The organism is Methylomagnum ishizawai, from assembly GCF_019670005.1.
Classification (GTDB): domain Bacteria; phylum Pseudomonadota; class Gammaproteobacteria; order Methylococcales; family Methylococcaceae; genus Methylomagnum; species Methylomagnum ishizawai.
The window spans coordinates 831,202-851,966 of sequence record NZ_AP019783.1 but is presented as its reverse complement, the minus strand read 5'-3'; the positions used below and the strand labels follow the sequence as shown (position 1 = coordinate 851,966).

The 20,765-nt window shown below is 60.2% G+C and carries 26 protein-coding genes, 1 tRNA gene and 1 pseudogene; 13 read left to right on the top strand and 15 right to left on the bottom strand.

The window, feature by feature from the left end; genetic code table 11:
* Positions 1 to 268 precede the first annotated feature (268 nt).
* The 13 genes from K5658_RS03875 to K5658_RS03815 all read right to left on the bottom strand — a co-directional run bounded on the left by K5658_RS03875 (position 269) and on the right by K5658_RS03815 (position 10,066).
* The gene (locus tag K5658_RS03875; protein WP_221065671.1) at positions 269 to 1,432 is read right to left on the bottom strand and encodes a hypothetical protein; all 1,164 of its coding nucleotides are present in this window, start codon (positions 1,430 to 1,432) and stop codon (positions 269 to 271) included.
* A gap of 207 nt (positions 1,433 to 1,639) precedes the next feature.
* The gene (locus tag K5658_RS03870) at positions 1,640 to 2,215 is read right to left on the bottom strand and encodes a phage virion morphogenesis protein (protein WP_221065670.1); all 576 of its coding nucleotides are present in this window, start codon (positions 2,213 to 2,215) and stop codon (positions 1,640 to 1,642) included.
* Positions 2,212 to 2,424, bottom strand: a complete 213-nt coding sequence (locus tag K5658_RS03865) for a hypothetical protein (protein ID WP_221065669.1) — start codon at positions 2,422 to 2,424, stop codon at positions 2,212 to 2,214. Before K5658_RS03865 ends, K5658_RS03870 begins: the two co-directional genes overlap by 4 nt.
* A 1-nt stretch (position 2,425) precedes the next feature.
* Entirely contained in the window at positions 2,426 to 3,853 is a 1,428-nt protein-coding gene (locus K5658_RS03860; RefSeq protein WP_221065668.1) for a phage head morphogenesis protein, read from the bottom strand.
* A 9-nt stretch (positions 3,854 to 3,862) separates the two neighbouring features.
* Complete coding sequence (locus K5658_RS03855; protein WP_221065667.1) at positions 3,863 to 5,494, bottom strand: DUF935 domain-containing protein; 1,632 nt, start codon at positions 5,492 to 5,494, stop codon at positions 3,863 to 3,865.
* Positions 5,491 to 7,026 carry a hypothetical protein gene (locus K5658_RS03850; protein WP_221065666.1) on the bottom strand — a complete coding sequence of 512 codons (1,536 nt, stop codon included), beginning with the start codon at positions 7,024 to 7,026 and terminating at the stop codon, positions 5,491 to 5,493. Before K5658_RS03850 ends, K5658_RS03855 begins: the two co-directional genes overlap by 4 nt.
* Positions 7,023 to 7,580, bottom strand: coding sequence for a phage protein Gp27 family protein (locus K5658_RS03845; RefSeq protein ID WP_221065665.1), 558 nt, complete (start codon positions 7,578 to 7,580; stop codon positions 7,023 to 7,025). Before K5658_RS03845 ends, K5658_RS03850 begins: the two co-directional genes overlap by 4 nt.
* Positions 7,580 to 7,786, bottom strand: a complete 207-nt coding sequence (locus K5658_RS03840; RefSeq protein ID WP_221065664.1) for a hypothetical protein — start codon at positions 7,784 to 7,786, stop codon at positions 7,580 to 7,582. The genes K5658_RS03845 and K5658_RS03840 overlap by 1 nt, the downstream gene beginning before the upstream one ends.
* Before the next feature lie 105 nt (positions 7,787 to 7,891).
* Positions 7,892 to 8,200: a VpaChn25_0724 family phage protein gene (locus K5658_RS03835; RefSeq protein ID WP_221065663.1), complete on the bottom strand. Its 309-nt coding sequence runs from the start codon at positions 8,198 to 8,200 to the stop codon at positions 7,892 to 7,894.
* Entirely contained in the window at positions 8,197 to 8,601 is a 405-nt protein-coding gene (locus K5658_RS03830; protein ID WP_221065662.1) for a hypothetical protein, read from the bottom strand. Before K5658_RS03830 ends, K5658_RS03835 begins: the two co-directional genes overlap by 4 nt.
* On the bottom strand, positions 8,601 to 8,900 hold the full coding sequence (locus K5658_RS03825; RefSeq protein WP_221065661.1) for a TraR/DksA C4-type zinc finger protein: 300 nt from the start codon (positions 8,898 to 8,900) through the stop codon (positions 8,601 to 8,603). The genes K5658_RS03830 and K5658_RS03825 overlap by 1 nt, the downstream gene beginning before the upstream one ends.
* 267 nt (positions 8,901 to 9,167) lie before the next feature.
* A complete protein-coding gene (locus tag K5658_RS03820) occupies positions 9,168 to 9,548 on the bottom strand; it encodes a transposase family protein (protein WP_221063574.1) in 381 nt (126 codons plus the stop codon).
* 29 nt (positions 9,549 to 9,577) lie between these two features.
* On the bottom strand, positions 9,578 to 10,066 hold the full coding sequence (locus tag K5658_RS03815) for a helix-turn-helix domain-containing protein (protein ID WP_221065660.1): 489 nt from the start codon (positions 10,064 to 10,066) through the stop codon (positions 9,578 to 9,580).
* Between the two features lie 210 nt (positions 10,067 to 10,276).
* On the opposite strand from K5658_RS03815, the pseudogene K5658_RS03810 reads away from it, so the two are divergent.
* The 8 genes and pseudogenes from K5658_RS03810 to K5658_RS03780 form a co-directional block, all read left to right on the top strand.
* Positions 10,277 to 11,434: pseudogene (locus tag K5658_RS03810) on the top strand (serine/threonine-protein kinase); the annotation flags it as partial.
* Positions 11,427 to 12,137, top strand: coding sequence for a PP2C family protein-serine/threonine phosphatase (locus K5658_RS03805; RefSeq protein WP_221065659.1), 711 nt, complete (start codon positions 11,427 to 11,429; stop codon positions 12,135 to 12,137). The pseudogene K5658_RS03810 and the gene K5658_RS03805, both read left to right, overlap by 8 nt.
* Positions 12,138 to 12,681: 544 nt before the next feature.
* Positions 12,682 to 12,900 carry a hypothetical protein gene (locus tag K5658_RS03800; protein ID WP_221065658.1) on the top strand — a complete coding sequence of 73 codons (219 nt, stop codon included), beginning with the start codon at positions 12,682 to 12,684 and terminating at the stop codon, positions 12,898 to 12,900.
* Between the two features lie 76 nt (positions 12,901 to 12,976).
* Positions 12,977 to 13,330: a hypothetical protein gene (locus K5658_RS03795; protein WP_221065657.1), complete on the top strand. Its 354-nt coding sequence runs from the start codon at positions 12,977 to 12,979 to the stop codon at positions 13,328 to 13,330.
* A 76-nt stretch (positions 13,331 to 13,406) separates the two neighbouring features.
* Positions 13,407 to 13,715 (top strand): hypothetical protein, encoded by a 309-nt coding sequence (locus K5658_RS03790; protein ID WP_221065656.1) that lies wholly within the window; start codon positions 13,407 to 13,409, stop codon positions 13,713 to 13,715.
* Between the two features lies 1 nt (position 13,716).
* Positions 13,717 to 14,604 carry a hypothetical protein gene (locus K5658_RS03785; RefSeq protein ID WP_221065655.1) on the top strand — a complete coding sequence of 296 codons (888 nt, stop codon included), beginning with the start codon at positions 13,717 to 13,719 and terminating at the stop codon, positions 14,602 to 14,604.
* Positions 14,605 to 14,810: 206 nt separating this feature from the next.
* A complete protein-coding gene (locus tag K5658_RS23410; protein WP_246628560.1) occupies positions 14,811 to 15,305 on the top strand; it encodes a hypothetical protein in 495 nt (164 codons plus the stop codon).
* An 8-nt stretch (positions 15,306 to 15,313) separates the two neighbouring features.
* Entirely contained in the window at positions 15,314 to 16,252 is a 939-nt protein-coding gene (locus K5658_RS03780; RefSeq protein ID WP_246628559.1) for a tyrosine-type recombinase/integrase, read from the top strand.
* Between the two features lie 41 nt (positions 16,253 to 16,293).
* Here the strand turns inward: K5658_RS03780 and K5658_RS03775 are convergent.
* Positions 16,294 to 16,369 (bottom strand) — tRNA-Thr (locus K5658_RS03775).
* A 176-nt stretch (positions 16,370 to 16,545) separates the two neighbouring features.
* Between K5658_RS03775 and K5658_RS03770 the strand changes: the two genes are divergently transcribed.
* The 4 genes from K5658_RS03770 to K5658_RS03755 all read left to right on the top strand — a co-directional run bounded on the left by K5658_RS03770 (position 16,546) and on the right by K5658_RS03755 (position 19,953).
* Positions 16,546 to 16,983 (top strand): hypothetical protein, encoded by a 438-nt coding sequence (locus K5658_RS03770; RefSeq protein WP_221065653.1) that lies wholly within the window; start codon positions 16,546 to 16,548, stop codon positions 16,981 to 16,983.
* Between the two features lie 38 nt (positions 16,984 to 17,021).
* Positions 17,022 to 18,497 (top strand): lipopolysaccharide biosynthesis protein, encoded by a 1,476-nt coding sequence (locus tag K5658_RS03765; protein WP_221065652.1) that lies wholly within the window; start codon positions 17,022 to 17,024, stop codon positions 18,495 to 18,497.
* A 325-nt stretch (positions 18,498 to 18,822) separates the two neighbouring features.
* Positions 18,823 to 19,089 carry a hypothetical protein gene (locus tag K5658_RS03760; protein ID WP_221065651.1) on the top strand — a complete coding sequence of 89 codons (267 nt, stop codon included), beginning with the start codon at positions 18,823 to 18,825 and terminating at the stop codon, positions 19,087 to 19,089.
* A 195-nt stretch (positions 19,090 to 19,284) separates the two neighbouring features.
* Complete coding sequence (locus tag K5658_RS03755; protein ID WP_221065650.1) at positions 19,285 to 19,953, top strand: Crp/Fnr family transcriptional regulator; 669 nt, start codon at positions 19,285 to 19,287, stop codon at positions 19,951 to 19,953.
* Positions 19,954 to 19,975: 22 nt separating this feature from the next.
* On the opposite strand, the gene K5658_RS03750 is transcribed toward K5658_RS03755, so the two are convergent.
* Positions 19,976 to 20,284, bottom strand: a complete 309-nt coding sequence (locus tag K5658_RS03750; RefSeq protein ID WP_246628558.1) for a hypothetical protein — start codon at positions 20,282 to 20,284, stop codon at positions 19,976 to 19,978.
* A 157-nt stretch (positions 20,285 to 20,441) separates the two neighbouring features.
* On the opposite strand from K5658_RS03750, the gene K5658_RS03745 reads away from it, so the two are divergent.
* Positions 20,442 to 20,738, top strand: coding sequence for a hypothetical protein (locus K5658_RS03745; protein WP_221065649.1), 297 nt, complete (start codon positions 20,442 to 20,444; stop codon positions 20,736 to 20,738).
* The last annotated feature ends 27 nt before the right edge of the window (positions 20,739 to 20,765 follow it).

Here is a 20,765-nt window from a genome sequence, read left to right as displayed (position 1 = left end):
TCGCCCGCCGCGACCGCCGCGCCGTCGCCGTCGGCGGTCAGGGGCGCGCCACGGGTCACGGTGCCGCCGTAGTAGACCTCGGCGATGCCGCTTTGGATGATGTCCACGCCGTCGCCGGCGGCGGTGCAGCCGTATTCCGAAACGCCCATGAGGGCGTCGGTCGCGGCGGTGGCGGTGGCCACGTAGCGGTCGGCGCTGCCCGCCTTGACGATCCGGTGGGCACCGATGGCGGCGTCGGCGGTGTGGTTCTTGGTCAGGAGGGGGGTCTTCATGGCTGGCGATCCAGGTTGTTATGGACGGCGTCGACCGCTTCGGCGAAGCTCGGATAATTGCCCTTGGCCTCTTGGTCGGCCTTGTAGGCGCGGGCGCGGCGGGCGACCTCCTGGTCGCTGGGCGCGGCCCCGCCGCCATCGCCGCCCCCCTTGTCCCATTCCCCGAAATCCACCCGCTTGGGCAGTCCTTTCGACCAGGACTCGAACCAGGCGCGGCCCGTGGTCTTGGTGGCGTCCTCGCCCTCGCCGAATTCGAGGGGGGCATCCGCCGGGAGGCTGGCGAGGAAGCCGGCGAATCCGGCCTGGTCGCGGGGCAGCAATTTGCCCTCCTGGACGAGCTGCTCGGCGAAGTCGGCGCAACGCCGCTGCTCGGCGGCTTGCTCCTGGGCCTTCAGCGCGGCTTCCCGCGCCTTGAGGGCATCTTCTTTCTGTTTGAGGTTTTGTTCGCGCTCGGCGAACTCGGCGGGTTTACTGGTGGTTCCGGTCACGGTTGAATCCTCCGGGTCGGCATAGTTCATGGGGGGGCGGGGGTTATCGGCCATATCCTCCATCTGCTCACGCATTTCGGCTTCGGCGACCGAACGGTTCAGATAGTCGAGATCGTCGCGGGAAACGAGCTTGTCGGCGGTTTCCTGCCCCCGCTCGTCCAGCACCCAATCCCGCACCCGCCCCAACACGCCCAGGACGCCGCGCAGGACGCCGAAGGTTTGCCAGTCGGAGAATTCCAGCGTGCCGGGTTCGTCGGCGGCGAACTGGTACGGGCGCAGCCCCTTGTCGGCGACCGCGTGGGCACCGAAGAATCCGACGTGTTTGATGGTGTGCTTGCCGGGACGGGGGTTGCCGGGCGAATCCGGCAGGTAGATCGACACCGACACCTTCCGGTAGCGCTTCTCCCGCACGGCCTCGGCGAACTCGGGCGTCAGGGTCGAGGGCGTGCCGACCAGTTTGCCGGTGGCGGCGTCGACCGCCGCCGTCCCCAGCCAACCGTAGGCCGGATCGTCGAGTTGGGGATGCCCCAGCACGATGGGCGCTTCGTGGACCTTGGGATCGTATTCGGCCAGCTCGGCCAGGATGGCCGGGGTGAACTCGAATTCAGCACCGTTCAACGCCCGGCGCTTGCCGGGGCTGGCGATCTCGATGGGGGGGTAATTGGCGTTCATGGCCCCATGGTAGGGGGCCGGGGGCGAGGAATCCCGCGACAGGTGTCGCGGACTTATCGGGGAGGCTTTTTACATCTTGACCAGGAGGGCCGGGACCGTCAAACGGACATGGCCCGTAGACCCGTTTAAACCCCATTTAAAAATCGCGATAACGATTTTTCCGGGCCCAGGGTGGCGGGTTGGGCCTTGCGGGCCGCTACGGGCTTCTCAAAGCCCTTCTTCGATCCAGGCCCGGAGGCGGGCCAGGATGGCCTCGCGGTCGCCCCGGCCCAGGTTCTCGCCGTCGGCGGTCAGCATCCGCCGGGCGGGGAGATCGAACCCGTGGGCGGGGATGGTGACCCACTGCGCGAAATTGCTTTTCGACTTCTTCACGAAATGGTTGCCGACGGTGCCATCCTTCCCTTGCCTGAAATAGGCCTGCTGGGACCGGGCCGCGACCTGGACATGCGCCCCGAACTCGTGGGCGGCGGCGTAGGGCACGCCGAAGCCGACTTCCAGCCAATCCTCGTCGGCGACATGGGTGAGCGAATCCAGCATCCGCCGGGTATGTTCGAGCAGGGTGCCGCGCCCCGACTTGGCGCGTTGCTTGGCGGTGGACGGTGCCCAGGGCGTCCAGGCCGCGCCGGTCGGATCGGTCTTGCTGTCGAAGCGGAGGTGGACGCGGGATTCCAACAATGCGCCCAGCGCATCCATGGCCGGGCGCAGGTCGCCGAGCTTCCGTCCCAGTTGGTTGAAGTATTCGATGAACTGGCGGTCGTCGATGTCGATGCGGAAGGTGGTCATGGCCCAATCGCGGTCCCATCGTCGCGGGTATCGATCCAGCCGGGCGCGGTGGCCAACTCGGTCAGGCGCTCGTAGGAAAGCCCCAGGAAGGTCGCGCCCTTGGGGATGAGGGTCTTGAACGGGGCATGGATATTGGAGTCTTCCTCCTGGATCAGCGACCGCACACGGATATCCCCACCCTCCTTTAGCCCCAGAAAGAAACGCGCCATATCAGTTTTCCTCCAGTAAGGGTTTAAGCAGACCGGCTAGGGCCGGGAACGCTTTTGCTGGATAAATATATTGGAACGAGCCGCCGCCGGATAGATCGGCCAGGACTTCGGCTACCGCTTCCTCTATACCGGCGTCGCCCGGTTGCAAGGCGTACTCCAGATCGTCGACGGCATCGGGATCGGCGATGGATGGCAGGGCGGCCCGCAGGGCGGACGCATCCTTGGCATAGGCGGCAACCACATCTGGATGCCTGGATAGCCCTCTCGCCATATCGAAGGCGTGGCCGACCTCGTGCCGCAGGACTCCCGCCGGAACCGGCTCGGCCACGCGCCGCCCGGAGCCGAACTCGGTATAGTGTTCGGCTACGGCGATGGTCTTCCCCATCGTAACGCCACTGGAATTTTCCCAAGCATACCCTTCGGGATAGCCCCGAGGCCGGATTCCGGCCAGGCCGGGCAGCGCCCGCGTCAATTCCGGGGCCACGACGATCTCATAGCCTTCGGCGGCCAGGGGCGTCCTCACCGGCTTTGGCAATCCAGCCACGGCCTGGCGCATGGTATCCAGGAAATCCACCGACAGGCGTTCCTGCTGCACCACCGATAGGCTATCCAGGGTGGCGCGGCGCGGCGCGGGTTGGACCGGGGCCGCGATGGACTTGGCCAGCGCGGCTTCCTTCTCCCTCAACAGCCCATCCAAATGCGCCTGGGCGGCCTTGCCGGGGTTGTAGTCGAAACCGGGATCGATCCCCAGGGGCACTTGCCGGACTTCGCCGGTGCGGGGGTTGGTCCATTCGACCGTCCGGGTCGGCGGGGCTGTGGTCTTGATTTCGACCCGCCCGGAATCCTTGAGCGTTTGGACATCGGCCTCGGAGATGGGATAGGCGATGCAGCGGCAGCGCCAGCCGTTCGGCGGATAGTGGGTGTCCCACCACGCATCCGACCGGGGCAGCGCGGTCCCGTCCCACGCGGCATGGAGCGGGCGGACGCGGGTGTCGCGCATGGTCCGATATAGAAGGATGGGGAGTGCCTGGGCCGACCTTTCGCCGCGCATCCAGCGCCCGGCGCTGTAGCTGGTTCGGAGGTTGGTGTCGTAGATGATCTGAAGCCGGGCGGGACTGCCCAGTTGCACGGTTTTGACTTCGCCGGTCAGGGGATCGGTCATCTCCTGCCTGCCCCACCACCCGGCTTTTTCTAGCGTGGGCCGGAGCTCCTGGGAAAAGCGCCTCAAATCCCAGCCTTGTTTTTCGGTCTGCACCAGGGCGTCCTGGACGGTTTGCAGCAGGTCCACCCGCAGCATCTTGGCGACCGTGACGTTCTTGGTGTGTTCCTCGGCCAGCACGTCGCGGTGGTCGAAGGAGAGCTTGTAGCCCTTGGCTTCGAGGGCCTTGATGGCCTCTTCGGCGGGGAGGAGGTCTAGCTTGACGGGCATGGCGCGGCATTACGAATTGACATCGATCCCCACTTCCCCCGCCAGCCGCGCCACGAAGCCGGCCTCGGTCAGCGCCGCCACCACTTGATCCACCGGCATCTTCTCCATCAAGCCGGGCAGCTTGGCCCGGAACTGCGCCACGGTTTCGCCCCGCGCGATGGCCGCGTCCAATTCCGCGAACAGTGGATTCACCAAGGGTTCCATCTGTGCCTTCCAACCGTCCAGGGCCAAATCCCGGAGATCGTCCAGGGCGTCGGGCGGTCCGGCCTCCGCGAACGCGGCGCAGGTTGGGCAGCCGGTACCGGCGCGGGCCGGAGGCCGGGCGGTGTCTTCCGCCATTTCCACCGGCGGCGCGTCCGGCGCGGGGGGCGGCGGATTGGGGTCGCCGCCGGTCGGCGCGGTGCCGACGGGCACCGGCTCCCACTCGCCACCATAGGTTTCCGACACCTGGTCCAGGGTGGGCCGGTACCCCACGGTGAACAGTTTGGAATGGGTGTCGGACAGCGAGGCCAGGTCGGGCGCGTCCTCCACCCGCCGCCAGATGCGGGGCGGGGTCGCGCCGGGGAAGTTCCAGTCCGCCAGCCAGCGTCCGACCTGGCGGGCGAACGACACGTTGATCAGGTCGGCGTCGGCCTTGATGAGCGAGCGTTGCACGTCCATCAGGTTGTCGCCCTTGTACTGCCCGCCCGCGCCGGTGATCGAAAAATCCTGGCCGACGATCAAGCGGTAGATCGTCGTTATCCAGCGCTGGACGAACTTGTCGTAGTCGGCCCCGGAGGCCCGCACGGCTTCGAGCAGCTCGATCAACATGTTGTTGCTGATCGTGATGGCCGAATCCCGGTGTACGGCGCGGACGGCCTGGAGCAGCTTGTCCCTTTCCGCTTTTTCCGCGCCCGGCGGATGCTTGCCGACCGCCGTCGGCATCCCGAATTTCTCCAGGTACACCGCCCAGAACTTGTCGCCGTTGCGCCGGAACCACACCGGCCAGTACAGCCAGTGCGCGAGGCCCAGCCCATACGGCTCGTCGTCGTCCAAGGCACCGGAGGCGAAGCGCCAGAACTTCCGGGGCGGCAGGGGTTCGCCCATGGGTTGGCGCATTGTCAGGAGGACGGGGGTGCCGTCGGGCCGGAACCCGAAGCGCTTGGGCTTCTTCACCTTGAGGCTGTCGAGCGTGATGGTCGCGCCGTCGGTCGCCCATAGGCATTCGGCGAAGGCATGGCCCCAGAACACCCCGAGCTGCATCTTGCGGGTGGCCTCGTCCCAGCCGATGTGGGTGAGGATTTCCCGCGCCTGGTCCGCCGCCTGCTTCGATTTGCGGTCGTCGGCCCCCGGCTCGACGTACCATTCGCGGGCGATCAAGCCCAGCGCCCGCTGGTCCCAGGCGATTTTCACTTCCGGGTCCGAGAAGATGGCCCGGTAGCCGTCCAGGTCGCCGCCGAGCTTGCCGACCAGGAGGGCGTCCTCGGGTTGTAGCAGGAACAGGCCATCGACATAGCCGCGGGTGATGTCCCGGCCCTCGCCGGTCGAGGCGATCTCGACACCGACCAGGGCCGGGCCTTGTTCGGCTTCGGGGGCGGGGGCGGGCTGGGCCGGTTCGGCGAACTGGCCGCAGGCGTGCTTGAATCGATCCCAGGCGCTCATAGGTCCCACCCGCCATAGTCGCGATAATCCTCCGGCCCCTCGTCGCGATTCCCGGCCCCGGTCAGGGCGTAGCCGCCCAGGCTCTGGCGGGTGTGGCCGCCGGTGGCGAAATCCACCGGGCCACCTTCCGCCAAAGTCGCCGCCCAGGCCAACACCCCGGCCACAGCGCTATCACCATGGCGCGGCAGCTTGTCCGCGCCCAGGCTCCGCTTGTCGTCCATCCCCGGCACGCCCTTCTTGAGGATCACATGCCGGTGGTCGGCGACGATGTCCTCCGACTTGGCCACCTCGATTTCCTGGGATTCGTAGGCTTTCTTGTATTTCGGGAAATAGATCGAATACCACTCGACGGTGGCCTTGACGCAGCCCACACGGGACTCGCCGTATTTCTGCAAAGCGCCTTCGGCGTGGCTTTGGCCGTTGCCCCTGGCGTCGAAGTTGGCGAAATGGAGCAGGGGCAGGCGGTCCAGGATGGCATCGCGGATTTCCGCCTGAACATCGAACGGCATGTTGCGCAGCTCGACCGCGAAGGCCATCCGCCAACGCGCCCCATCCTCCTGCAAAACCCAGATCACGGAGAGGTCGCCATCCCTCGCGAAGTCCTGGCCGTAGACGCTACGCCGCCCCGGCAGGTTGTCCAGAATGGGTTTGAGGGTATCGGCGATCCATTGGCGCGTGATGTCCAGGCGTTCCGGGTCGAGCACGAAATCATCGGGCTGCGCCCAGGCCAGGATGGGGATGCCCTCGGCCATGCACTGCATTATCAAGGGCCGGGGCAGATACAGCCCGCCGCCCTGACTGGGGATGCAGTCCAGTTCCTCCGGGGCGTCGGTGCCATAGAACGCATAGGTGTCCTCCACCCAGGCGTCCTCGGCTTCCTGCGTCCATGCCTTGCCCATCCGCAGGCAAATCCGCTTATACAGTCCTTCGGCCACCGCTTTGCGGAATTCGATGGTGTGAATGCTACCCTTGCGGGTACCCGCCCGGATGTCTAGGAGGGTTTGATTGAAATCGTTGGCCTCGCCGAAATGGGTGCTGATGAGGCGGACCTTGCCGCCCCAGATCAGGAACGCCATCGCCGCCTTCAGGAGGCCCGGCAAATCGTCCTGGAACGCCGCCTCGTCGCCCACCAGGACGCCTTGCCGACCGCGCAGCTTGCGGGGCCGGGACGCCAGCGCCAGGATGCTGTGGCCGGATTCGGGGAAGCGGATGCGGAAGGTCTTGATGTGCTTGTCTTCCTCCTCTTCGGCCTCGTCCCAGAAGCCATCCTCCCTCGCGGTCGCGTAGTGGTTGAACGCCTTGGCCCACATCGCGCAGGCGTCGATGTACTCCTCGGTCATTTCCTTGTCGGTGCCGATGTAGTACACGTTCATGCCGCCTTCGGATTTGGCGAGGGCGGCGATAATCACATCGTCGGAGGCTTCGGCCCAGGTTAGGCCGGTGCGGCGGCTTTTCTCGGCGACCTTGAACGGGCTGGGATCGTCGATCCAGCGCAGTTGGTACGGCAGGAGGCTGGCCGGGGCCGCGCTCATGCCGCGATCCCCAGGATTTCCCGACGGATGGCCTCGGCGGTGTCCTTCGACATACCGCCCTTTTTGGCGATGGCCACCGCCGTTTCCGCCGCCTTGGCCCGCTCTTCCGCCCGGATTCCCTCTTCGAACTCCTTCCGCCACTTCGCGGTGCCCCGCGCCGAGCCGCCCAGGTCGCTCGCGGCCCGGATCAACCCGGCCAGCGCCTTAGGCCGATTCTCGGGCTTCACGTCCTCCCACGACTCCATGATCTCCATGAGCTGGTCGAGCAAGACCATTTCGGTCGATTCAAGCAGCGCCGCCTTGTCGCCGTCGGACATCGGCCCCAGGGCGCGGGCGACCTCAACGCGCTCGCGGGCGCGGGATATGGCCCGCTCCATCGTGGTTTTCAGCTTCTGGCTATATGCGCCGATGGTGGAGCGGGAAACCGTAATACCCTGGCCGGCCAGCCAAGTCACCATGCCGTCCAGGTCGCCGAATGCCGATCCCACCAGCTTGGCGTTTAGTGCATCGCGGACTTCGGGCGACAGGGTTTCGATGATCGAGCGGGGTGGCATCAATGGCCCTCCTTCTGCTTACGGGCGACCAGGGCACGCAACAAGGCGGCCTCATCACGAGGACGCCCCCGCACGGCTTGCTGGCGGTCATAAAAATCGGGCATGGCCAGAATGCGCCCCGCCTCGCGGCCAAGCTCTTCCAGATGGGTCTGGGATTTCGCGCCGAGCGGCAGCGGGCCGGGCGTTTTCAGGGTGGGCCGGGGCATCAGATCAGCACCGCCACAATAATCCCGCCAAGCACCGCACCGACCAGCAAAACGATAATCGCGGCGGGCCAATATGTTCCGGTATCGAAGAAATCACGCCACATCTCAAACCCCCGGCCCCGGCCTCGCCACGCCATCGACCGAGCCGCGCCCGTCGGCCACGTCGCCGCCGGTACGGGTCAGGGTCGCCAGCCAGACGCCGGACGGGGTGTCCAGCCGGATGCAATCGCGGTCCCGGAGGTGGCGGAGGTCGTCGCGGAGGTCGGCGACCGATACCGGATAGCCCACCAGGGCGAGCTGGTTCTGGATCACCACTTCGTCCCGGATGTAGCCCGCCGCATCTTTCAGTGCTTCCAGGATTTTCAGCCGCCGAAGGGCGATTAACGCTTCGTTCAAATCGGATTTAAGGCTCATTTATTCAATCCTCGATCAAGAATCTTGTCCGTCATCGCCCGCAGGTCCGAGCGGACCACCTTCAAGTCCTCACGAATACCGTCCCGGAGCGCGGCCAACTCGACGGATAGCCCCGCCTCTCGTTGCTGGGTGTCACGCACGATGTCGTATAGAGGTTTTAGCGCCTCCTCCAAATCTTTCCGACCCAGCACATGCCGCGATGCTTCCTCAAGCCGGATCAGTCGCCCTTCCTGTTTGGCGTGTAGCTTGTCAGCCTTGGTCTCGACCCGATCTATCGCAACTTGGGTCACTCGGTTGCGGTTGCCGAACCAGATGACCGCCGCGCTGACCGAGGCGATGCAGGACAGGACGAAGGCGGCGGCGGACAACCAAAACCCTGCCGCTTGATAATCGATATCCATCACCACCCCCCGTATTCGCGCTGTAACCGCGCCTCGACCCGCTCCTCTTCCCGTTGGCAGGCATAGCAGCGGATGGTGTGAGGCAGGGCCGCGAGCCGGGCCGGACTGATGAGGTCGCCGCATTCGGCGCAGATGATGTTGCCCTCGGCATCACGATCCTGGGGATCGTGGGCGGGCTCATAGCGGCTCGCCAGGGCGATCAGGGTGGATTCGGCGGCGTGATAGGCCGGGCGGTCGCTCTCGCTGGCGACCTCGGCCCGTTCGTCCGCGTCGGCCTGGGCGAACTCGGCGAACCTCATAGGCGCACCCGGTCCGGCAGGAGAACGCCCACCAACCCGGCCAGCAATTGCCCGGCGGCGACCAGGGTCAAGACATCAGACATTATTAAAAACCCAATTGTTACGTAGATTCACAAACTCATGCTGAAATCCGGCATGGCAAACGTCTCAACCATCATCAGATGGCCTATCTGTGAATCAGGATGTGAACCCATAGATTCTGGTTATCTATGGCCGAAGAATGACCGGACTAAAGGCCGATATGACTATTATTCCGTTTCCTGGCGCTCAGTAGGAAACGCGGCGCTGATAACTCCTGAAGTTATGTAGCGCACAGGCCAGTTCCATCACATCGTCGTCGTATCCTGACAAGGTATTACGGAACACGTCCTTCACAATCCGGCAACGTTTCACCCCGGCGATCACATGCTCAACAACGACTCTGATACTGGAAATCAGGCGGTTGTTTTCCTTTTCTTCATCCGTGAGTTCCCCGCCGCGCGGTTTCTTCTTGGGTTGATGGATATTCACCCCTTCCATTTCGTGGCCTTGAAACCCGGTGTCCCGGTAAAGATCGCTGCCTTCCGGCAAGAGGATACCCTCCTCGTCGCAGATTTTCTTATCATGCTTCTTCCCTTCGTGGGTTCCGCTCAACCCCTTGATTTGCATATCTTCCAGACCGGCAACCAGGTTGTTCTTCAGGGTGTGGGCTTTTTTTTACCGCTATAAAAAACTCCCCTTTCCGCATCCGCGTTGGAGGGCCGGACAATACGCCTTTCGGTGCCGTCTATGCCGTAGTCTTGAGGATGTTCCTGGTTGAGTCTTTCCAACATTTCATCGGTTAACCTTGGCGGGACAAAACCGCCTTCCTGCAAGGCAAGTTTGAGTATATGGCTGAACTGATGGATCAGAATATTGGCGGCCCCCTGGCTAATACCAAAGGAATAGGCAATGACTTCCTGGAGCGGGTAGGTTTTCAGGTAGAAAAGGATGAAAAGCAGGCGATCCTCCATGGTTTTCAGCGCATGGGGTCGTCCTCCCTTGCCGGGATTCCTCTCGCTTTGCTTGGTGAACTCGTTCCAATGCCTTCCGAATAAGACGCATAGCTCAGAAAACTCTTGGACCGTCAAACTCGTCAAGCTGAGAAACGTCCTTTCATCTTGTTTTGCAGTTTCGTATGAAAACATATCACGTAATTAAAAATATTTATTTTTATGATACCAACTAAGTTAGTGGTTTTTAATAATGTCTATTATCATACTGATACATGGGGAAATGTCGCTATAAAATCATTTGATCCCAGTCCTCAAATTCATCATGCAATTGCTGCCGGGTTCGTATCAGAGGTTGACCTCAAGCGTCGATTTCATAATTAAGCAACTTATCAAGAAAAATTATGTCACCCAAATGTAGTTCAGGTTTATGAAATCGATTTATCGAGCAATCTCCCACGTTTTGTAATGGAGCTAGCCGATGGCTCTCTAGCTCAAGAATTAATGATAGATCACACCCTCGGAGGAAATCCTCATAAGGCTCTTTTTGATACATTAGCTGGGTTGGAATGGATTCATTCACAAGGCATTTATCACAGAGATTTGAAGCCGCAAAATATTCTTCGCCTTCAAGAAACCGATGGGTCTCCACGATATGCAATTTCAGATTTTGGGTTAATTAAGGTTACGGCTAGTGATGCGACCACGCTGACAGCTACAGGTACGCAAGGTGGTACGGATAGATATGCTGCTCCGGAGTTGATTTCAAATTTCAAGAGAGCAACTGCTCGTTCAGATATTTTCTCATTTGGGGTTATTTTATTTGATATTTTCGTAGGGCCTACTGTCCCTAGAGTTCCCTACACTGAGGTGAATTTTGCTGGGGCAGTTGGTTCGGTTGCAACTAAATGTACTAAAACTTTACCAGCACGAAGATATGCAAGTGTTGCTGAACTTCGAGCAGCACTTTACGACGCTCTCCAGCATGAAACTCCACATTTTGGCTCTAAAAAGGAAGAGCAAATTTTTGGGTTACTGAAAACAGGAGAGGAGTTAACAGATCACCAGTGGGATAGCGTATTTTTACTGCTTGAGGAACTGGACCCAAATGCGCAAAGCTTTGATTTATTGGTCAGGGCGTTTACTAAAGATCATTTGATTGCCTTGAAATCGAACGCCCCGGACTTGCTAGCTGCATTTTCAAGGTATTATATAGATTATGTTAATAGTCGCCGAGGTGGCTTTGGATTCAATTACTGTGATGTTATTGCCGACAAACTAACATGGCTATTCGAGCTAGGGGATGTTGGAATACGGGCCAGTGCACTTCTTGCACTGCTCGGTTTAGCTGTTTCCCATAACCGATGGTTTGTTGAGGGACGCTTCTTTCGTTTAGCTGGCCCCTCACTTGATGCGCCTACCGCAGATAGGATGGTTATGGAAGTTCAAGTGCGTGGATTGCAGGTATCAAAGGATATTGAGCATTTGGAATGGTCAATTCAGGTTAATCGATCAGAGCTAAGCCCGATATTACATAGGCTTTGGGATAATTCTAGTGCTTAAATTAGATTTATCTTGGTTCAGTTTGCCACGCAATAGCAATGAAGAATCAAATTTCGACGCATTTGGTTATATCTCAATTCCTCCCGATGGATATCTTCTTGCTATTGCGGATGGAGTAGGTTCAGCACGGTTCGGAAAAGAAGCCGCTAAGCTAGCTATTACTATTTGTTCCAAATTGGGCAATCCCGTAAGCATCTCTGAATTATTTTCTGAGGTGGGTCTAGCGATAAAGGGCGTCGCTAAGGATGTACCAGACCAATGGAGTACAACTTTATCTGTATGCTGGATTAACGGAGCAGAGGCGCGAGTTGGTCATGTCGGAGACACCAGAATATATCACCTTAGAGATAATGGTTTAAAAACATTAACGCGCGATCAAACAGAGGTTGCAAAGCTCCTACAAGAAGGGGTTTTGACTAAAGAAAGGGCCGCTCGTTATCCTCGTCGAAATATATTGCTATCATCAATGAATGGCAAATGCAACTTCGACCTTTATCAGACCCGCTTTGAAATCCGCAACAAGGATAGGATTCTGCTTTTATCAGATGGTGTTTATAAGCGGGTTACTAAACGAGAGATACTTACCTTATCACAACAACATTCAAATTCTGATACGTTCCTTGCCTCTATCAAGAATCTTATAATTGAAAAGGGGATTACCGATGATTCAACAGCTCTGTGCGCAGAAATATTATCAATATAAAGCTTGGTCTTTTCTTAATGTCCAGCAACCGTTAATCGCCTAAATAAAAATTCATTACCCAACAGGGCATCCACTTATCTCGGCTCAAATCCTGTTCAAACAACCGGGGCTACCTCTGGGCACCTGGTTCCATCACAATCTACGCAACTGACAAGGACGCTAAGATACACAGGAGGATACGCTTGAACATGGAAGCATGGTTCGTTCGTTCAAGTCGCATAGCTTCACCCACCAAAGCAGATGGCACTAATCCATCGATTGACCCTCGTTGTTCCGTTTCTGCTAGCCCTTCACGCTAGGGACCGCAGTGTCCGTTTTGTTGACAAGATCGCCTAAATGTGTTACGCTATATCATAGCGAAACTATGGTCTAACACTTCACCTCGCTAGGCTATCGATAGCTTCGCTTCCTTCCCCTGCCTGCCTTCCTTCGCTCATCAAGCTGATTCCCAACGTCCTGTTGGACGGTGGCGTATGCCTGCGCGTGTCTGCGCTAGGCAGGGTTTCCTTTTGCCTTTTGAACATGAGGTACGGCAATGAACGCCATGACCACCGACGACACCACACGGCACGTTCTCGAACGCTGCCTGCTCGACACCAGCCTCACCTACCTGGACTTGCTGAAGCAAGCCGGTGCGCTGGAACAAAGCCAGGAAGCTGGGCGCACGGTGCGTAGCCTTGCCCAATGTGTCGCTGAGTACGTCGAGCTACCCGACGAGGACGAGTCGGACGACATCGACGAAATCCTCACCGACGACGACTAGCCACTGAGCCTCCGACGGTGGCAGCACTTGCCACCGTCATTTCCATATTAATTGAATCTTCAAATGGAGAACGACTATGAACGTCAAGAGCATTACCAAGGCACAAGACAACAACGCAAATGAAACCTTTGTCGTCGGCCAAGCGGTGCCGACGGACACCAGCACCACCGACAACAAGGAGAAGGAGCAGACGGCTACCGACGAATCGGCTACCAATGCCCAGGTGCCTACGCCCACCACCGACACCAAGGGCAAGAAAAGGGACACTGGCCTGCCTGAAGAACTGAGTGAACTGGTCTCCGAATTGAAGGAAACGGTGCGGCAGATCAATCCCAAAAAGCACACGAAAAAAACGCTGAGAAGGACGCTGGCGACCATCAACGACATTCTCGACGACCTCAACCGGCTGACCACGGCCAAGTCGATCTAGCGATTCGGTGCCTGCTTACGACACGGCTGTGGTCGTCCACAGCCGGTCGCTCTGACCAGTTTTTCGGAGAAATGCCATGAACGAAAAAACGGCAAAGACGCTGCCACGCTTCCCTTTGGGCCAATGCTGCATGACGCAGGGCGTGAGTGCCTTGGTCGAGCAATACGGCTTGCCCGTGCTCGCTTACCTTGCCCGTCACCAGCACGGCGATTGGGGCGACTTGGATAGCCACGACCTCAAGGCCAACGAAATGGCCTTGAAGGAAGGCAGCCGTATTCTTTCGGCCTATCACTTCCAGCCAGAGGCAGGCGTCAGCATCAAAATCTGGGTGATTACGGAAGCGGATCGTAGCGTCACCACGGCTTTGCTCCCTGAGGAGTACTGACATGAACGCCAGGGCCAAGCACAGGGAGCCAGCGGCATTGGACGAACCCAAGCCACCGATGGAATTGGAAGTCATCACGGCGGCTGAGACGGCCATGAGTTTACCCGTCATCAGCGCGTCACCGCTCGATTTGCCTACGGAAGTCTTTGCGGCGGCTTTGGAGCGTCGTAAGCAGAACCGGGCTGCCATCATGCACTGGATCAAAAGTTCGTTGGTGGAAAACGTCGATTACGGACGCATCCACATCGTCGGCAAGGACAAGTGCCTTCAAGCGCGGAGTGGCTTCACCATGCTCTGCGAAATTCCAGCGCATTGGAGCCAGCCCGTTCTGTTCAAGTCGGGTGCCGAAAAGATTTGCGGCATGTTGGGCGTCACCGTCCAGTTCCCCAGTTTGAGGGACTACGAACAAGCTGCGCTGACTGGTGTTGGCTTAAAAGCCGTGATATTGCGTTGCGAACTGAAGGACAGCCAGGGACGCACCGTCGCCGAAGGGATTGGTGCCCGCAATTTGCAGCAGGATTACGGCGACTTGAACAAGTCGCTGAAGATGGCGAGCAAATCGGCGTTGATCGATGCGACCTTGCGCATGGCTGGACTCAGTGAAGTGTTTCTGCAAGACCTTGAAGAAAGCATGGAAGCTCGCGCATCTCCGCCGGAGACTTTGCCCAGCGTCGATGACGTGAAGCACGCACCCACGCCGACCAAGGACCAACTCGTTCAGTTGGAGCAGCGCATCCAAACGCTGAGGCTCGACCGAAACCGTGTGCTGGCTTGGCTGGAAAAGGCCAGCAAGGGACAGGTGAAAAACTTTGAGCAATTGACCAATGGCCTCTACGACCATCTGAATGCCAAGCTCGAAACGTTTGCTGAATCGGCCAATGCGTCGTAGTGCAGCCTGTCGGTGATTAGGCCGATTTCCTACCACTTTTTGGTCAGTTGGTGCTTCCTCCAAAAGTCGCGCAATCGCGCAATGTTGGCGTTTTCAGCAGAAAAACGCGACTTTTTCCAACGACAGCAACGCCGAAATCGAGGTGAAAAATGCAGGGAAACTAAAACTGTAAACGACGGTGCTTCTTCAACCGTTGAGCATTCACCATGAAAAGCACTGCAAAAAACGCTGAAAAAGCAGCGAAATCGAAAATTGTAAACGCACGACCGTCACGCACAACGCGTGATGGTCAGGAAAAGTCGCTGGAAAGCACGTTGGAAGTGAAGCCATCGTCGGCGACGGCACCGAGATATTCCATGCACCTGTTGCCACGCGTCATCCGTTTCAAGGATGCCCCTGGCTACCTTGGCATGGACCGTAATCGGTTCAACAAGGAAGTGCGTCCTGGCCTCGTTGAGTTCCCTATTGGCACACAAGGCATAGGGTTTGACCGACTGGACCTGGACGCATGGTTCGATGCATACAAAGAGCGCAACGGGCGTCCTGGTCCACATCAAAGAGGTGATGAACCATGGCGCGAAAGAAAATTCCAGGACTCGTTAAAAGAGGCGACTGCTGGCACATCGACAAGCAAATCTCAGGAAAAAGAGTTTGCGAAAGCACTGGAACGAGCGACCTCGAAGAAGCGGAGCGTTTCCTAGCCCGTAGGATGGAGCAGATTCGGCAGGCCACCGTGTACGGTGTAAGGCCGAAGCGGAGCTTCAGGGAAGCGGCGACGAAGTATCTCAACGAGTCGCAGAAGGCAAGGCTCAGGGATGACGCGCTCCACCTTCGGCTGCTGGACCCGTACATTGGCGACCTGCCGCTGGAATCCGTACACATGGGAACGTTGCAGTCCTTCATCGATGACCGACGCAATCAAGGCGTCAAGAACCGCACCATCAACTACGCGTTGCAGACCGTTCGCCATTTGTTGAACATGGCTGCAACCGAGTGGTTGGATGAGTACGGACTGACTTGGCTGAAATCGGCACCGAAAATCAAGTTGCTGCAACAGCGAGATGCGAGGGCACCGTACCCAATGTCTTGGGACGAGCAGACCAAGCTGTTCAAGGAATTGCCCACTCACTTGGCAAGAATGGCTTTGTTCAAGGTGAACACGGGTTGCCGTGAGCAGGAAGTCTGCAATCTCCGTTGGGATTGGGAGGTAGCGGTGCCCGAACTGGACACCAGCGTGTTTATCATTCCTGCGCACGCGGTCAAGAATCGCACCGAACGTTTGGTCGTCCTGAATGTGGTTGCCAAGTCAGTGATTGAGGAAGTTCGCGGAGACCACCCCGAATTCGTGTTCACGTATAAGGGCAAGCCGGTCGCCAACATGAACAACTCCGCATGGCAAAAGGCACGCGACAGGGCGGAACTCCCTCAAGTACGGATACACGACTTGAAGCATACCTTCGGCAGGAGATTGAGGGCGGCAGGCGTCTCGTTCGAGGACCGTCAAGACCTTCTAGGCCACAAGTCGGGTCGCATCACGACCCACTACTCGGCTGCCGAGCTTGGAAGCCTGATCGAAGCCGCCAACAAGGCTTGTATGACTGACTCACGCAAAAGTCACGCAATCGTCGTGCTGAGGCGGAAAGTCTAAAGAGAAAAGCCTTGTAACTCATTGAATTACAAGGCTTTATTTGGAGCTGGCGATAGGATTCGAACCCACGACCCGCTGATTACAAATCAGCCGCTCTACCGACTGAGCTACGCCAGCTTTTTCGAAAGGGGAGCCGGTCCGACCGGCTGGGAGTACTAAGTGTAGCCGAAGTCGCGGCACGGAAAAAGCGTGGCCCGGCCTCCGGCACGAACCTGTGGTTCGCCGCGGACTGGCCTTCCGCCATCTGGCATACTCTGCCGCTTTTCCCGCCCCCGGAATCCGCGATAAAGCCCATGAACAAAGACTCGATCCTCGCCGCCAGCCTCGCCCGGCTCGACGCCCTCATCGCCGCCGAATACCGCGCCGACCCGCCGGATTTCGCCGCCAAGGCGCAAGCCATCGGCCCTGCCCTCCCCGACGAACTCGCGCAAACCCTGGCCGGACTGGTGGCGGCCCATGCCTCCCTCCAAGCCGAACCCGACCCGGACGACGCCCGGATCGCCGATTTCGCCTTCCGCTGCGGCCAGGTCCACGAGCAACTCCGCGCCCACCGCCAGATCGAGCTGGAATTGGAAGCCTCGGCCCAGGTGCCGCCCGCCCAGGCCGAACCCCTGGCCCGCTTCATCGAGGTCCGCGACCGTTTGTTCCGCCAGGTCGCCGATTTCACGCTCAAGGCGCTCCTGGTCATGCTCGGGCTGTTGACCCTGGGCTTGGTGTTGGGACTGGTCTGAAGCCCCGCGACGGAACCCCTTTTCCCACCCTTCCCACCTTGAATCCGCTCAAGAAACTCGCCACCCAAACCGCCGTCTACGGGCTGAGCAGCATCGTGGGCCGCTTCCTCAACTATCTGCTGGTGCCGCTCTACACCTACACCTTCAAGGCGGAAGCCTATGGCGTGGTGTCGGAGTTCTATGCCTACGCCGGCTTTTTCGCGGTGCTGCTGACCTTCGGGCTGGAAACCGGCTACTTCCGCTTCCGCAACCGGGAAGGCGCCCAGGCCGCCGGGGCGTATCCGGCGGCCCTGGGGGTCCTGGGGCTGGCGAACCTGGGGTTCGTGGCCGCTGTGGTGGCGTTCCGTCAGCCCTTGGCGGAAGCCTTGCGCTATCCCGACCACGCCGAATATCTGGTGTGGTTCGCCCTGATCCTGGCCCTGGACGCGCTCTCGGCCCTGCCCTTCGCCCGGCTGCGGGCGGAGGAGCGGGCCTGGCGCTTCGCGGGCGTGAAGCTGACCGAAATCGCCGCCGCCATCGGCCTGAACCTGTGGTTCCTGCTGGGCTGGCCCTGGATGGCCGGGCTTTGGCCGGATTCGCCGCTGGCCGCGGCCTACGATCCCGCCCTGGGCGTGGGCTATATCTTCCTCGCCAACCTCATCGCCAGCGTGTTCAAGATGCTGTTGTTGCTGCCGCAACTGCGCGGCTGCGACTGGCGGGCGGGCTTGCCGGTGATCCGGCCCCTGCTGGCCTATTCGCTGCCCATGGTGGTCATCGGCTTCGCGGGCGTCGTCAACGAGATGCTGGACCGCGCCATCCTCAAATACATGCTGCCCTACGGCCCGGACGAGAACCTCCGCATCCTGGGCGTCTATGGCGCGTGCTACAAGTTGTCGATCCTGATGACCTTGTTCGTACAGGCGTTCCGCTACGCCGGGGAGCCGTTCTTCTTCGCCTACGCGGGCCGGGCCGACGCCAAGAAAGCCTATGCCCTGGTGCTGAAATATTTCGTGATCCTCTGCGTGTTCATCTTCCTGCTGGTGACGTTGTACCTGGACGCCTTCAAGCTGTTCATCGGTCCCGAATACCGCGAGGGCTTGGACGTGGTGCCCATCCTGCTCATGGCGAACCTGTTCCTGGGCGTCTACGTCAACCTCTCGGTCTGGTACAAGCTGACCGACCGCACCCTGATGGGGGCGTGGGTGTCGCTGGGGGCGGCGGCGCTGACGGTCGGGCTCAATATCTGGTGGATTCCGACCCTGGGCTACCGGGGTTCGGCCTGGGCGCATCTGGCCTCGTATGGCGGGATGGCCCTGGTGTCCTATCTGCTGGGGCGGCGCTATTACCCGGTGCCCTATCCCTTGGCGCGGATCGGCACCTATCTGCTGTTCGGCCTGGCGCTCTACGCGGTGGACCGCGAGTTCGTGCAGCACTGCGGCTGGAATCCCTGGGGCGTCGGCAGCGCCCTGCTCGGGCTTTATCTGGCCGTGAGCCTGGTGGCGGATTTCCGGCCCTCGCGACTGCGGGCGCCCTGACGGCTTCCGCGCCCATTGCCCCGATGGGCAGCCCCACCTCATCCCCCGTCCACGTCCAGCGCCGATCCCCGCAAAATTGCCCGGATCGGCACCCCCTCGGGGCGCGTTTGTCAAGCGGGGAATCCAGGAATGTGAATAGTTCACAACTTCGGCGGTAATCTTCACTATGAATACCGCGCCCGCGTTGTATCCTGAAACACGCAGGAAAAGAGGCGCGATGGGTTCGATCCAAAACCTACGCCGCAGCGGAAAGACAGTCAAAATCAAGATAAAGTTAGGTCTTTGGCATATGTCACACCATGAAAATAGCGATAGCGATAACGGCATGAAAATATTATGGGGCGGCTTGATACTCGCGGTAGCGAGCCTGTTGATTTTGCGGCATGACGAGAATGCCCATGGAAGCAGGGCACCGAGCGCTTGGCCCGCACCGACCATCGTCAACGCCACCAATTCCGACGGCGTGCCGGAGCGGGATGACTTGGAACTGATCGACTCCCAACGCGAAATAGAAAGGCTGCGCGAGCGGGTCAGAACCCTGGAAACCGAAGTCGCCACCTTGCGCCGCGAAATCCGAGGCTTGGACCGCTAATCCCCCCTCCCATCCCGCCCCGCACAAGCCCCTGGAACAAGCCCCCCTACTACACCCGTCCCTCCCCCGCCGCCCCCGCCCAAACCGGGGGGCCGGCGTGAACCCCATCACAGCCCCGAACGCCTACCTTGCCTAGCGCCGTCCTAAACCGGACAATGCGAAGGATTTCACCCTATTCGCAGCGAGTTCTAGCCCATGGCGCCAAATCCAGCACTGGCGGGATTGAAAACCATCCCTTATTTCATGGAAGTGTCCGACGAAGCACTGGAACGGCTGGCCGGATCCGCGCTCAAGAAGACCTACCCGAAGAACGCCGTGGTCATCAACGAGGGCGACGAGGCCGGCGCCCTGTTCATCGTGCTGAGCGGCAAGATACAGGCCTATCTCAGCAACGAATCGGGCCGCACGGTGACGCTCTCGACCCAGGAGGCCGGGTCGGTGTTCGGCGAACTGTCCCTGCTCGACGGCGAGCCGCGCTCGGCCTCGGTCATCACCCTGGAACCCACCTCCTGCTTCCTGATCCCGCGCACCGCCTTCCAGAACTGGCTGAAGGACCACCCCGACGCGGCGGGTTCGATCATCCACAACCTGACCAAGCGCATCCGCACCCTGACCGAGAGCGTGCGTGGGCTGGCCCTGTCCGATGTCTACGGGCGCTTGGTGAAAACCTTGCAGAACATGGCGGTGGAATGCGACGGCGGTTGGATGATCCGGGGCAAGCCCAGCCATCAGGATTTGGCGAACGTGGTGGGCTGCTCCCGCGAGATGGTCAGCCGGATCATGAAGGATTTGGGCCGGGGCGGCTATATCGAGACCGAGGGCAAGGTGTTGCGCATCGTCCGCAAGCTGCCGACCTCCTGGTGAACGCCGCCCCGGCGGCGCGGATTCAGAACGGGGTTTCGGCGGGCGGGCTGCCTTTTTTCAGCAAGACCCGATGGCGGAACCCGGCCATGCACAGCGCCCCGCAGGCAATCGCGGTTAGGTCCATGCCGATGCCGGTCCAAAAGCCATGGACCTGGAACCCGCCGCCCATGGCGGGGCGCAGGATGGCGTACATCCAGAACAAAAATCCGCCGTAATAGACCAGCACCCCGGCGATGGCCCAGGCCAGGCCCGGCAAGCCCCGCCGCCCGGCGGTTCGGTAAAACCATAGGGCCGTCCCCAGCACGGCCAGCATCGACAGTATCGCGGTCATGTTCGCCTCCGGTTCGCTTAGCGCGGGGGGAACTCTAGCAAACCGGCGCGCTCCCGGCGACCCCGCGATCCCCGCACGGGTTTGGGCTATGATGGCGCGCGGCGTTCCGGTCCATCGGAAACCGCCCCGGTCCCCGCCCATCCCGAGGAAGCCCACCATGCGAATCCCCCAGGCCAGACGCCAACGGTCCCGCTTCAGGAATCCACTACCCGCGCTGCTGCGCTCTTGGCGGGATGGCGGCGCGGCGGCCTCCCACGTCGAACGGATCGCCACCACCTTCCTGCGCTGGCTGGTCCCGGCCCGGCGCGGCGCGGCCCGCGGCAGCCTCCTCCGCGCCCTGCTCGATGCCTACACCCCGCTGCCCGCCGCGCCGAAAGCCTTGTCCTTCCAACTGCGCTCGGTCCGCAAACTATGGAGTTCCACCCTATCCATCGGCATCCGCCTGAAATGGTGAGCCACGCCGCCGCCCGAACCTTCCCAG

Bases quoted from the DNA above. Each gene is read 5' to 3' on its own strand.
- K5658_RS03875 (WP_221065671.1), bottom strand. From the start codon at position 1,432: ATGAACGCCAATTACCCCCCCATCGAGATCGCCAGCCCCGGCAAGCGC.
- K5658_RS03870 (WP_221065670.1), bottom strand. From the start codon at position 2,215: ATGACCACCTTCCGCATCGACATCGACGACCGCCAGTTCATCGAATAC.
- K5658_RS03865 (WP_221065669.1), bottom strand. From the start codon at position 2,424: ATGGCGCGTTTCTTTCTGGGGCTAAAGGAGGGTGGGGATATCCGTGTG.
- K5658_RS03860 (WP_221065668.1), bottom strand. From the start codon at position 3,853: ATGCCCGTCAAGCTAGACCTCCTCCCCGCCGAAGAGGCCATCAAGGCC.
- K5658_RS03855 (WP_221065667.1), bottom strand. From the start codon at position 5,494: ATGAGCGCCTGGGATCGATTCAAGCACGCCTGCGGCCAGTTCGCCGAA.
- K5658_RS03850 (WP_221065666.1), bottom strand. From the start codon at position 7,026: ATGAGCGCGGCCCCGGCCAGCCTCCTGCCGTACCAACTGCGCTGGATC.
- K5658_RS03845 (WP_221065665.1), bottom strand. From the start codon at position 7,580: ATGCCACCCCGCTCGATCATCGAAACCCTGTCGCCCGAAGTCCGCGAT.
- K5658_RS03840 (WP_221065664.1), bottom strand. From the start codon at position 7,786: ATGCCCCGGCCCACCCTGAAAACGCCCGGCCCGCTGCCGCTCGGCGCG.
- K5658_RS03835 (WP_221065663.1), bottom strand. From the start codon at position 8,200: ATGAGCCTTAAATCCGATTTGAACGAAGCGTTAATCGCCCTTCGGCGG.
- K5658_RS03830 (WP_221065662.1), bottom strand. From the start codon at position 8,601: ATGGATATCGATTATCAAGCGGCAGGGTTTTGGTTGTCCGCCGCCGCC.
- K5658_RS03825 (WP_221065661.1), bottom strand. From the start codon at position 8,900: ATGAGGTTCGCCGAGTTCGCCCAGGCCGACGCGGACGAACGGGCCGAG.
- K5658_RS03820 (WP_221063574.1), bottom strand. From the start codon at position 9,548: ATGCAAATCAAGGGGTTGAGCGGAACCCACGAAGGGAAGAAGCATGAT.
- K5658_RS03815 (WP_221065660.1), bottom strand. From the start codon at position 10,066: ATGTTTTCATACGAAACTGCAAAACAAGATGAAAGGACGTTTCTCAGC.
- K5658_RS03800 (WP_221065658.1), top strand. From the start codon at position 12,682: ATGACCACCGACGACACCACACGGCACGTTCTCGAACGCTGCCTGCTC.
- K5658_RS03795 (WP_221065657.1), top strand. From the start codon at position 12,977: ATGAACGTCAAGAGCATTACCAAGGCACAAGACAACAACGCAAATGAA.
- K5658_RS03790 (WP_221065656.1), top strand. From the start codon at position 13,407: ATGAACGAAAAAACGGCAAAGACGCTGCCACGCTTCCCTTTGGGCCAA.
- K5658_RS03785 (WP_221065655.1), top strand. From the start codon at position 13,717: ATGAACGCCAGGGCCAAGCACAGGGAGCCAGCGGCATTGGACGAACCC.
- K5658_RS23410 (WP_246628560.1), top strand. From the start codon at position 14,811: ATGAAAAGCACTGCAAAAAACGCTGAAAAAGCAGCGAAATCGAAAATT.
- K5658_RS03780 (WP_246628559.1), top strand. From the start codon at position 15,314: ATGGAGCAGATTCGGCAGGCCACCGTGTACGGTGTAAGGCCGAAGCGG.
- K5658_RS03770 (WP_221065653.1), top strand. From the start codon at position 16,546: ATGAACAAAGACTCGATCCTCGCCGCCAGCCTCGCCCGGCTCGACGCC.
- K5658_RS03760 (WP_221065651.1), top strand. From the start codon at position 18,823: ATGAAAATATTATGGGGCGGCTTGATACTCGCGGTAGCGAGCCTGTTG.
- K5658_RS03755 (WP_221065650.1), top strand. From the start codon at position 19,285: ATGGCGCCAAATCCAGCACTGGCGGGATTGAAAACCATCCCTTATTTC.
- K5658_RS03750 (WP_246628558.1), bottom strand. From the start codon at position 20,284: ATGACCGCGATACTGTCGATGCTGGCCGTGCTGGGGACGGCCCTATGG.
- K5658_RS03745 (WP_221065649.1), top strand. From the start codon at position 20,442: ATGCGAATCCCCCAGGCCAGACGCCAACGGTCCCGCTTCAGGAATCCA.